Here is a 10,569-nt window from a genome sequence, read left to right on the forward strand (position 1 = left end):
GAATAAACTTAGTCACAAAAGCTTGCGGATCGCGATCCCAGGCTTTTTGGGCGGCAGTCATGCGGACTTTTTGGAGTTCGGGATCGAGGAGGGTTTCGGGTAGGCGCGCCATCAGGTATTGAGGACGTTCCCACAGCGGTAGAGTGTTGGCGACATCCATCAAGTTATTTGCTCGGCGCAATTCGGCACCAAACATGATGTCCATCCCCGATTCATATGCCGCTTGTTCGATCGCGACAAACTTGCGTTTGGCTGTTTCGACTTTTTGGCGGTGAGCAGGACTTTTGGCCGCAATTTTAGCTAATTGTCTGGTGCCCCAGCGGACATGTCCGGTTTCTTCAGGGAAAATTTTCTCGATCGTTTCGCGGATCTGAATATTTTCTTCCGTTTGGGGGGCAGCTTTGAGGGCGTGAATGTGAGCTGAGAAGAACTCACAGCCGCGTTTTTCGGTGACATTAATCGCAGCCAAGGCAGCAATGACACCATCTTCAGCGGTGGTGTAGGTTTCGCGATCGATCAACCGATTGAATTCGTCGATATACGATACGCCAGGTGGAGTATCTAGAGGGCCACCCAAATCGACCAACAAATCTGTCAGCCACAGGGCATGACGAGATTCATCGTTGATGTGATGGGATAGATCGCGAATTAATTCTGGTGGATTACCATTGAGCTGCTCGATTAATTCGGTCAGATCTTTGCAACTGCGTTGTTCGTTGTAGCGGTAGCGATTGAGGGTAACGAGATGAATTTCTCGATCGCTAACCACGCGTTTGAGAATATCTCTGGCACTGAGACTGTTGTTGAATTTGCGAGGGTAGGCAACTGTCATGATGTTTTGCGAGGATAGTCAGATATCGGCTAGCAATAAGAATTGTAACGCAATCTCATTTGAGAGGGAGGCTCGATCGTTAGACATCACGATCGACTATGGATTGATTTGACATCAGATAGAGCGTAACTTACATCGGCTTTTTAATTGGCAGATCGCCAAATAGTATAGAAATTGCTAGATCGATTGCAAAAATAGACAGTCCAGAGACAATTACAGCAGCGGTAGCCGACTCGCCGACTTGCTTGACGCCGCCATAAGTGGTCATCCCCCACCCACAGCCAATCGCACCAATGGCGATGCCAAATAGTATGCCCTTAAATCCCAACATCAGCAGATCGTTGGTGAGCAAAAAACTCCGCACCGAATCTAAAAATACTAATGGTGGTACTTGATATAGTTGCGCGGCGGCAAAGATCCCGCCGCCAATCCCAAATACCAAACCTAAGATAATTAAAATCGGCACCATCGCACAACAAGCGAGTACCCGTGGCAAGATCAGGTAATCGATCGGATCGGTTCTGAGGGTGTAGAGAGCATCGATTTGTTCGCTGATTTTCATCGCCCCAATTTCTGCGGCAAATGCCGAGCCGACTTGCCCAGCAACGACACAAGCGGTCAGAATTGGTGCCAGTTCTCGACCGAATGCCAGCGCAAATATACCCCCAACCGAATTAATCGTACCCATGGACTCTAATTGTCTGGCTGTTTGAATCGTAAAAATCATCCCCGCCATCAGATTGGCTAACAAGACTGGCAGCATCGATGCAGGGCCAGTTTTAAATAAATGTTCGGGGACTTTTTTCAGACAAGTTTTACCTTGAATCAAATGCAACCAAACTTGACCGATTAGTAGCAGCGTGAAGGCAAAGCGGATATATCCGTATGGCTGCGAGTTTGCACCAGATCGTGGAGACATGGAGGAATGTGTGAGGAAGAAAAGACAGCGGAAACATTAAAAAAATGTGTAAAAAAGTAGCATTTAGTCGGGGAACCACAAGGCAATCGGGCGATCCGATCGTGTTAATGGAGCGACTGACGATCGGGCATACACCCGATCGTGGCGGCAAGGCAAGCACGAGGATTTGCCCTCGTACCGATTCAGGTGTTTCGGTTTGCCGATCTGGTTGTAAAGCATTATAACTAGTTGCTTGCCTTCCGATCGACGACGATCTATGCAATAAAAGTTAATCGATCGAGAATGTTTCTGCCACACTGATTTCGGATTTCCACCCAGGAAAAACGCACTGTCAGACTCCAGTCAGCTATGCTAGAGTCAATATAATTAAACTCTAGTAAAATTAAAGAGGATTTGAAATGGTTGATACTGGCGATCGCAGTAATAGTGGCAAACGCAAACTATTTTCGTTGTTGTGCCATGGCTCGATTTTTTTAGGTTCGCTGCTCGTTACTTCGGCGATTCCATTAGTGATTTTGTTGCTGTTTGAAGATCCGGTCATCAAGACAACTGCTAAGGAAACACTAAATTATCACTTTAATATTTGGCTGTACGGAGCAATTACAGTAGGGCTAGGAGCTTTCTTCCATGCTTTAATCATCACCATTCCTTTAGCATGGTTAATTGGGGGAATCTTTACGCTCTTTACCTTGATACCACCAATTTTTGGGATTTTAGCAACTTTAAATAATCCTAATGAGCCTTATCGCTATCCCTTTATTTGGAGAGTACTGTAAATTAGCTGTTTTCGATAATGATGTAGAGCAATGAAGCTCTACATCGTTTTCTACAAATAATTAAAGTCATCTAAATAATTTTAGCGATCGATCGCTTGTATGAGGTGTCCAGCAAATCCCGCTCGGTTGGTATTCTTATCAACTAGTATGGAGGCGGGAAAATCGATCGAACATGCACGAGATATTTTCAATTAAATTGCCCGGATTAGATCGATTGTGGAGCTACGATCGATCGTGGTGGCGCGGCGATATTTTAGCAGGCATTACTGTTGCAGCTTACTTAATTCCCCAATGTATGGCTTATGGAGAATTAGTCGGTGTGCCGCCTGTTGTGGGGCTGTGGACGATTCTGCCAGCGATACTCGTTTATGCCCTCTTTGGTTCGTCGCGACAACTCTCTGTTGGGCCAGAATCGACCACAGCAGTGATGACGGCGGCAGCAATATCGCCGTTGCTGCTAGCAGATCGCAGTAACTATCTGATGCTGGCTTCGACGCTGGCGGTGCTGGTGGGTGGCGTTTGTGTTGTGGGCTATTTTGCCAAATTGGGTTTCTTAGCAAATCTGCTCTCCAAGCCGATTCTGATTGGTTATATGGCCGGGGTAGCGGTAATTATGATTGCCGGACAACTGGGCAAGATCGGGGGTATCCCAATTGAGGGCAACACTGTCTTCGCCCAAATCGGTGAATTTATCGATCGATTAATTGGCGGAGCTGACGCTGGAGAGCCGAGCATCCATTGGCTAACTCTCATCCTAGCTGGACTGACGATCGGATTTCTGTTCGTTTTTGGGCGTCTCGTTCCTCAAGCTCCTGCGCCCTTATTGGCGATTTTAATCGGCACTGCGGCGGTGGCTATCTTTAAGCTCGATCGTCAGGGTGTGGCAGTTGTGGGCGAGATTCCGGCAGGTTTGCCACAATTTGTATTGCCTAACTTGCCAACGCAACTCCCCAGTTTGTTAGCATCGGCTCTGGGCATTGCGATCGTCGGTTATTCGGATAATGTCCTCACGGCTCGCTCGTTTGCGGCACGCAATCGCGATTATCGTTCCGATAGGCTCCGCCAACGAATTGATGCCAATCAAGAATTACTCGCCCTCGGACTGGCTAATCTGGGAGCGGGTTTGATGCAAGGTTTCCCCGTGAGTAGTAGTGGCTCTCGCACGGCAATTGCGGATACGGCAGGCAGTAAAACCCAGCTTTTTTCGTTAGTGGCGATGGGTGTTGTGGTGGTAGTATTGTTGTTTCTGCGCCCAATTTTGTCGCTATTTCCCAAAGCAGCATTAGGTGCGATCGTGGTATTTGCTGCGATTAAATTAATCGATATCCCCGAGTTTGTCAGACTATACAAATTTCGGCGCAGTGAATTTTTAATAGCCCTAATGACGACACTCGGCGTCATCCTCACCGATATCTTAGTTGGGGTAGCAGTGGCGGTGGGATTATCGATCGTGGAATTGTTGGCGCGATTGGCACGTCCTCACGACGCGGTGCAAGGCATCGTACCAAATCTGCCAGGACTGCACGATATCCAAGACTGGGCAGGAGCGACTACCATTCCTGGATTGGTGATTTATCGCTATGATGCGCCTTTGTGTTTTGCCAATGCAGAGGATTTTAAATGCCGCGCGCTCGATGCGATCGCCGCAGAAGTTACGCCAGTAGAATGGTTTGTGCTCAATACCGAGGCGATTGTCGAAATCGATATCACGGCAGCAGACGTTCTGGCCGAATTATGCGATGAATTAGCAGCCAGAGGCATTACTCTGGGCATGGCACGAGTCAAGCAAGATCTCTACGTGCAGTTAAAGCGATCTCATCTGTTAGAAAAGATCGGCGAACGACATATTTATATGACGTTACATAGTATGCTGACAGACTTTGAATCTCGGGGTCAATAGGAATTAGTCGTTGCTGAATTGCAGGATGAAAGAGCGGGGAGCGGGGATAAGATAATTTGTTTGTTAAAAAAATAGCAGATCGTACCTCAGCTCGGCAATGCCAAAAATTATGGAATTGGGAGATCGATGAGGTCGATCTCCTGCTTTATTCGCGTTTCTCGATCGCGATCGTCAGATGAGCTACCATTGCCCCAATTGCTCCAACAGCAGCCATGACGGGGAAGAGAGCCGCACTCAGTACGCTCCCGACAACACCGACTGTTAAGGGAATTTCAATCAAGATGCGGCCTTCTTCATTTTTGAGAATAATTCGCCGAATATTGCCTTGGTGAATGAGTTCCTTAATTTTGGCAACCAGAGCATCGCCTGTAATCGTAAATTCTTCTACCCCAATCTTTTCTTCTGTCTTCGCTGCGGGTGTGGTCGTTGATAAGTCAGCATCAACTCGTTCGACGTGTTGTTCGGAATCGACAGGTGTACTCATAATTTAACTCTCCATCGCTGGTGATATCTCTAGCCTAAACGATAATGTTGAGAAACTTGTGAAGGTAAATGTATAGGCGATTTTTTACCAAATCGAGCTGTAAAACTTGTAGGTCGCTACATTGAGCAATTCACACACTTCGTCATCGGTGGTTCGATCGAAATCCTCATACCATAAACCGATCCCCTCAAACTGTGCGGGAGTGTTTAAGCACACCACCTCATCGACTGCCGATCTCAATTCCTGGCAGATGTCGGGCGGTGCAACGGGAACGGCGATAATTATGCGTTGTGGTTGCTGGGGTGCGATCTCGCCGATAGCCGCTCGCATCATCGCACCCGTCGCCAAACCCTCATCTACCAAAATGACAATTCGATCGCGGATCTTTAATGGGGGACGATCTCCCCGATAAATGAGATCGTGTCGATGTAGTTTCTGAAGTTCCCGATCGGCAACTTCAGCGATCGTATGTCCAGAAATTCGCAACCAATCGAGCAGATTTTCGTTCAACACCTCAAATCCACTAGCGGAGATTGCACCGATGGCTAGCTCTGAACGTCCGGGCACACCCAGTCTTCGCACCAAACAGATGTCTAAGGGTGCATTAAGTGCTTCTGCCACTTCAAAGGCGACGGGTACCCCACCGCACGGAATACCGAGCACCAGGACATTGGGCAGATTGACATATGCGGTGAGTTGGCTAGCTAATAATTGTCCGGCTTCAGTGCGATTGCGAAATCGGGCGACGCTCGTCATCCGTCTCACCTCCGGCAGGTGTTTTAATGTCGCCGCGTCGTTGCCGTGTATACTCTTTAAGTTGGCGTTCGGCACTTTCAAAGGCATCTCGAATGGCAAGATCGAGATCTTCATGTGACTGCTGTGCAGACGGCTGACGATTGACGATTAATTGGTTACCAGGGACGGTCAAATTAATTTGGACGTGGTAAATATTGCCTTGATGCTGGTGACGATGTGGGACTTCGATAATGACTCGACAATCGCTCAGATGCTCGGAGAATTTTTCGAGCTTGGCAATCTGTTTGCGAATTTTGACTTCAATCGCGTCCGATGGTGACAGGTTTTGCCAGAAGATTTGGGTATTCGCTCTCATAATTTCTTGACCTCTTGCGCTGCTCGATCTTTAAGATAGATCGAAAGGTTGAGAAACTTGTGAGGAAATCGATCGCTGCTAATAATTTTTGGTACAACACATGTGGAGGAGCGGCGCACCTCGGTCGGGAAACCCGATTCGTTGGCGCAGCCTCTCCGTCAGGAGAAAATCAATCCGCTGCTTGGTGGAACGCTGAGGAAACATCAGCGCGATTCCATCCGCTGCTTGGTTGATTTTCATGGACGGGAGCGGCGCATCGAACGGGAGGTTCCCTCCCGTTTGTGTGCGACAAGACAAACCCGTCCGTTGGCGTAGCCTCTCCGTCAGGAGAAAAATCAATCCGCAATTCTCAATTCTCAATTCTCAATTCTCAATTAATTTAAAGTCCATTCCGCTCACCGCTTCTGCTGCACAGTAAGCGGGAGTCTCCTGGATGTTCGATCGGTTGGGTAAGTACTTCAATTAGTAGTCCTCGATCGCTGCGAGTTTGCCGTCATTATTCGGCGGATTCTTCATCATCAGGCTGAGGATAAACAAAGCTAGTAGAGCGTCCAGTCAGAACGGATTTACCTAATGAGAGTGCTTTTCTGGCTTGGATAGCGGCTTTGTTACGCCAAGTAGCGCGGCGTTTGTCGCGTTTGGATTTGGATGTTTTCTTCTTTGGAACTGCCATATGAGTAAATATTTAGGCACAGCCTTCCTAGTATAACAAAGATCGAACTCCGGTCTTTGAAAAAGCCCAAACTCAAAGCTACAAGCTCCTCGGTGATGTCGTGGCGATCGACAGACGCTTTTTGCGATGCTATTACTGTCGGGAATATAGAGCGATCGGGGTGTAGATCTATATGCACTGGCGGCTACGCGAATGTAGGTTCGATGCAATCGACAGTTTTGATGGTAGATGTCGCGCGGATTAACAGTAAAATTACTTGCAAGATAATCTGAGTTGCGGCGATCGATGCGATCGGCATCACTATGTTTAGGAGATCTCGATCCGATCGGTAGCCGCAACCTCGCAACTGAAGACGATCGGGACGAGCGATCGGCCGCACATCTTGCGTAAGTCAAAATGCTCAAAATTAGCGAACCCACTGACCGATTTCAAATTTGACTGGCTAAAATTAGGGGGCAAAGATGCAACTACTATATATTCTATCAAAATAGTAACGGTCGTATAGTAGTTCGACTTATATTTAAAAATTTCGTATATCTAAATCGTAGCTGATGTAACCCCATGACCGACCCAAATTTTGTATCCCCTGGCACTGGTAATAGTTTGTCATCTGGTACAGCCGATCCCGCTCCAACCGCTGAAGAACTCGATATCATTGGCTACTTTGCTAGAGGTGAAAAGCACTCTGCCACTAGTGAAAATTTAAAGTTAGAATTTACTGAAACTTCAATTAGATTGAGCGATCGCAATTCAAAGCTGATCGGTATTAGCAAACAAGTAAATCAATGGCAGCGGAAAGTTCTGATCGGCAACAACTCAATTTTTAGAGCGAGTATCGTGCGGGATTTAACAGCATTAGGATTCATTACTCGGCAAAAATCATCGCATCCAGAATTTACAGAACACCATCACTTTAAAATTCCAGATGGTTATCATTTAAACTACACCGAAGTCATTCAGTTATGGCGGATTTGGTGGAATAACAAACGCTATCAACTCAACAATCCGAATCCACCAGTTAATATTTTGACCTTTAGTAAGGGTAATTGGTATTTAGTAGAAGATCTGCAACCCAAGCAGGGTAATTTTACGATTAAGATTGCTAGGGGTGAAATCACGATCGAGCCAGAAGAATATGTCGTTTGGCTCGATGTACCCACACCGACACAGGATGACCCACCAGAGTCAAGGGATAATAATTTATCCGACTCTGCGACATTGCCCATGTCGGAATCTTCATCCTCTGAATTGTTGTCTCGTCCACAGCCACAGCAATCGACTCTAGTAGCCACACCCACCAGTCAAGAATCGATGGCGGCAAGCGACGATTCATCGATCGAGATCGATTTAGAATCATATCTGAGTACTTTTAATACTGAGGATAGCGAAGACATCGATCGGATCGAAGGCATTTATAATATTAGCGAGCTACTTAGTGGCACTAATGTCCTAGAAGATCTGACTGTACAGTCCCCAGTGGAGATCGAACCCACTCCTGTTGCGACGATACCACCCGCACCCCCTAGCCCAACGGTTTCAGTCCGAGTGCCAACCAAGACTGACGAAGTGCCAGTTGTAGCCCCAACGCCCACTGCGCCGCCGCTGTCGCTCGGAGAAAGACAAGCATCGCTCAAACTTAAAGCCATGCAGGTACTGGCGAGCTATCTTCAAGATGGCGAGCGGATTATTCGGACAGAAGTCTTGAAAAATGCTCAAGGGCAAGAGATCGATCGCAAAGTCACTAAAATTCAGCGCGGTTGTCCGAGTTGGGCGATCGATCGAGTTTGGCGGATGACATCGCTCGATAGTTGACACCCAATAACTCTCGATTATAGGGAATTGGGGGCAATCGATCGGCCACTAAAAATTCCAGTTTTCGTCAACCCTCTAATCGGGTTAAAGTTGAGATATTCACAAAGAGCTAAGTTTATTGCACGAGCGATCGGTTACTAACCTAAACCCGATTCCGTACTCCAGATCTTGGGTGTAGCACCATTCAAACTTAAGTTCTCGTCAATTATCCAATAGAAGAGTAAAGTTGAGATATCTGAGGAGATAAGTTTATTGCATGATTGGTCAGTTATTAGCGGGACACTATCGCGTACTTGAAGTGTTGGGGGCTGGGGGATTCGGGCAAACCTATATTACCGAAGACTTGCATTTACCTGGCAATCCGAAATGCGTGCTCAAACATCTCAAACCAGCCAGCTCGGATCGCACCTTGCTGGATATCGCGCGGAATTTTTTTGAGAAAGAAGCCATCGTGCTCCAGCAACTAGGGAATCACGATCGGATTCCGCGTTTACTTGCCTATTTTGAAGAGCAGCAGGAATTTTATTTAGTTCAGGAATATGTCCCCGGACATCCACTATCTAAAGAGCTGACCAAAGGTACCAAATGGAGCGAAGCACAGGTTATCGAGCTGCTGAATGAGATTTTAGATATTCTGGTGTTTATCCACGGTCAGGGGGTAATTCATCGCGATATTAAGCCCGATAATATCATGCGCCGCAATCGCGATCGGCGATTGATTTTGATTGACTTTGGTGCGATCAAACAAGTCCGCAATCAACAGATGTTGAACGGACAAAATACGGTGACAGTGGCAATTGGGACTCCTGGCTATATGCCGATCGAGCAAGCCTCTGGTACGCCGCGCGCGAGCAGCGATCTGTATTCTTTAGGTACGATCGGCATTCAAGCTCTGACTGGTGTCAACCCTTACGAGTTGGCTACCGACGAGAACACGGGCGAACTCAAGTGGGAGCATTTGACGCTGGCTAATCCCCAGCTAATTGCCATTCTCCAGCGGATGACTCGGTATCACTTCAAAGATCGGTTTCAGACGGCTGCCGAGGCTCTCAAGGCGGTCAGAGGATTGATTAGTGGTGTTGTGGTTTCGCCAGATGCGACTTACGTTCAAGTCCCTCAGCCCCAACTGCGCAATCCAGACTCGCAAGCAGCGACGGTCATGACATCGAGACCGCCTGCAACTAACTCTCAATCCTCATCACCGACGTTTGCCAACCCTTCGGGGCCGAATTTATTTCCGGTGTTTGGTGGTGTTGCGGCAATTTTGGCAGCAGTCGGGAGTTTTGTGTGGTTTAGTCGGGGTGTATTCGATCGACAGGATTTTGCTAGAGATGTGAGTACCGATCTGTGTCGGATCGCTACGCCTACAGATTTACCCTCGACGCGGGTGCGAGCGCAACCGGAACGGGATGCCAAAATTGTGGCTAATTTAGCTCGCGGTACTAAGGTTGTCTACCGTTCGGAGCAGGATGCTTTTATCCAAATCCAAATGGCGGATCGATCGACGGGTTGGGTATTTAATAACCAAATCGCGAGCTGTAATGCGCCAGTCATTAAATCGACGCCTAAACCGACGGTGACGCCTAAGAGCGAGAGTCCCAAACCTGTTGTGGTACCTTCGCCGAGGGTGACTCGCACTCCTATCCCTACTCCCAGTATTACTCCTACGCCTGAAAGTACTCCCACTCCGTTGGAGTCGGCAACGCCAATTGAGGTGCCATCGCCTGGTGTTTCTCCCACTCCTGCGGTGACGCCGACGCCTACTCCATCACCAACTATTCCCGTTCCGACGCCTACGCCATCGATCGAGCCGTCGCCACCAACTAAGCAATACTCCGATCCCGATCCGGGCTATGGCAATACGCCCAAACCTACTCCATCAACCCCTGCTAAAGATTCCACGCCATTGTGGTAAGTTGGTTTCTCTTTGTAGGGCTACGCTAATGGGTTAAAAACGGCTGCCGTATTAAGTTCTCTGGTGCTAAAGAACCCGGATCTGGGGGGTCTGTCTTGTCGCACACAAACGGGAGGGAACCTCCCGTTCGATGCGCCGCTCCCCCCA

At 47.9% G+C, this 10,569-nt stretch carries 13 protein-coding genes; 5 read left to right on the plus strand and 8 right to left on the minus strand.

The annotated features are described in order from the left end of the window. Both C7B77_RS14395 and C7B77_RS14400 read right to left on the minus strand, forming a co-directional pair. The coding region (locus C7B77_RS14395) for a ferritin-like domain-containing protein (RefSeq protein WP_106305935.1) at positions 1-832 on the minus strand (832 nt) is incomplete at its 3' end. Positions 833-962: 130 nt separating this feature from the next. Further along, positions 963-1,751: an MlaE family lipid ABC transporter permease subunit gene (locus tag C7B77_RS14400; RefSeq protein WP_106305938.1), complete on the minus strand. Its 789-nt coding sequence runs from the start codon at positions 1,749-1,751 to the stop codon at positions 963-965. Positions 1,752-1,795: 44 nt separating this feature from the next. On the opposite strand from C7B77_RS14400, the gene C7B77_RS29245 reads away from it, so the two are divergent. The 3 genes from C7B77_RS29245 to C7B77_RS14410 all read left to right on the plus strand — a co-directional run bounded on the left by C7B77_RS29245 (position 1,796) and on the right by C7B77_RS14410 (position 4,427). Beyond that, positions 1,796-1,975, plus strand: coding sequence for a hypothetical protein (locus tag C7B77_RS29245; RefSeq protein WP_146138324.1), 180 nt, complete (start codon positions 1,796-1,798; stop codon positions 1,973-1,975). A 174-nt stretch (positions 1,976-2,149) separates the two neighbouring features. Further along, on the plus strand, positions 2,150-2,527 hold the full coding sequence (locus C7B77_RS14405) for a DUF4870 domain-containing protein (RefSeq protein WP_106305941.1): 378 nt from the start codon (positions 2,150-2,152) through the stop codon (positions 2,525-2,527). A gap of 172 nt (positions 2,528-2,699) precedes the next feature. After that, on the plus strand, positions 2,700-4,427 hold the full coding sequence (locus tag C7B77_RS14410; protein ID WP_106305944.1) for a SulP family inorganic anion transporter: 1,728 nt from the start codon (positions 2,700-2,702) through the stop codon (positions 4,425-4,427). 145 nt (positions 4,428-4,572) lie between these two features. Here the strand turns inward: C7B77_RS14410 and C7B77_RS14415 are convergent, their stop codons facing one another. The 6 genes from C7B77_RS14415 to C7B77_RS29255 form a co-directional block, all read right to left on the minus strand. After that, on the minus strand, positions 4,573-4,911 hold the full coding sequence (locus tag C7B77_RS14415) for a DUF4342 domain-containing protein (protein ID WP_106305947.1): 339 nt from the start codon (positions 4,909-4,911) through the stop codon (positions 4,573-4,575). 84 nt (positions 4,912-4,995) lie between these two features. Beyond that, entirely contained in the window at positions 4,996-5,667 is a 672-nt protein-coding gene (locus tag C7B77_RS14420; protein ID WP_106305950.1) for a phosphoribosyltransferase, read from the minus strand. After that, positions 5,633-6,022, minus strand: coding sequence for an HPF/RaiA family ribosome-associated protein (locus C7B77_RS14425; RefSeq protein WP_106305953.1), 390 nt, complete (start codon positions 6,020-6,022; stop codon positions 5,633-5,635). Before C7B77_RS14425 ends, C7B77_RS14420 begins: the two co-directional genes overlap by 35 nt. Positions 6,023-6,100: 78 nt before the next feature. Further along, positions 6,101-6,382, minus strand: coding sequence for a hypothetical protein (locus C7B77_RS29250; RefSeq protein WP_146138325.1), 282 nt, complete (start codon positions 6,380-6,382; stop codon positions 6,101-6,103). Between the two features lie 136 nt (positions 6,383-6,518). Next, positions 6,519-6,695, minus strand: a complete 177-nt coding sequence (gene rpmF / locus C7B77_RS14430; protein WP_015161822.1) for a 50S ribosomal protein L32 — start codon at positions 6,693-6,695, stop codon at positions 6,519-6,521. A 184-nt stretch (positions 6,696-6,879) separates the two neighbouring features. After that, positions 6,880-7,074 (minus strand): hypothetical protein, encoded by a 195-nt coding sequence (locus C7B77_RS29255; protein ID WP_146138326.1) that lies wholly within the window; start codon positions 7,072-7,074, stop codon positions 6,880-6,882. 182 nt (positions 7,075-7,256) lie between these two features. Between C7B77_RS29255 and C7B77_RS14435 the strand changes: the two genes are divergently transcribed. Beyond that, complete coding sequence (locus C7B77_RS14435) at positions 7,257-8,507, plus strand: hypothetical protein (RefSeq protein WP_106305956.1); 1,251 nt, start codon at positions 7,257-7,259, stop codon at positions 8,505-8,507. A gap of 256 nt (positions 8,508-8,763) precedes the next feature. After that, the gene (locus C7B77_RS14440; RefSeq protein WP_106305959.1) at positions 8,764-10,422 is read left to right on the plus strand and encodes a serine/threonine protein kinase; all 1,659 of its coding nucleotides are present in this window, start codon (positions 8,764-8,766) and stop codon (positions 10,420-10,422) included. Positions 10,423-10,569: the final 147 nt, after the last annotated feature.

The sequence above is a fragment of the Chamaesiphon polymorphus CCALA 037 genome (assembly GCF_003003845.1).
Lineage (GTDB): Bacteria > Cyanobacteriota > Cyanobacteriia > Cyanobacteriales > Chamaesiphonaceae > Chamaesiphon > Chamaesiphon polymorphus.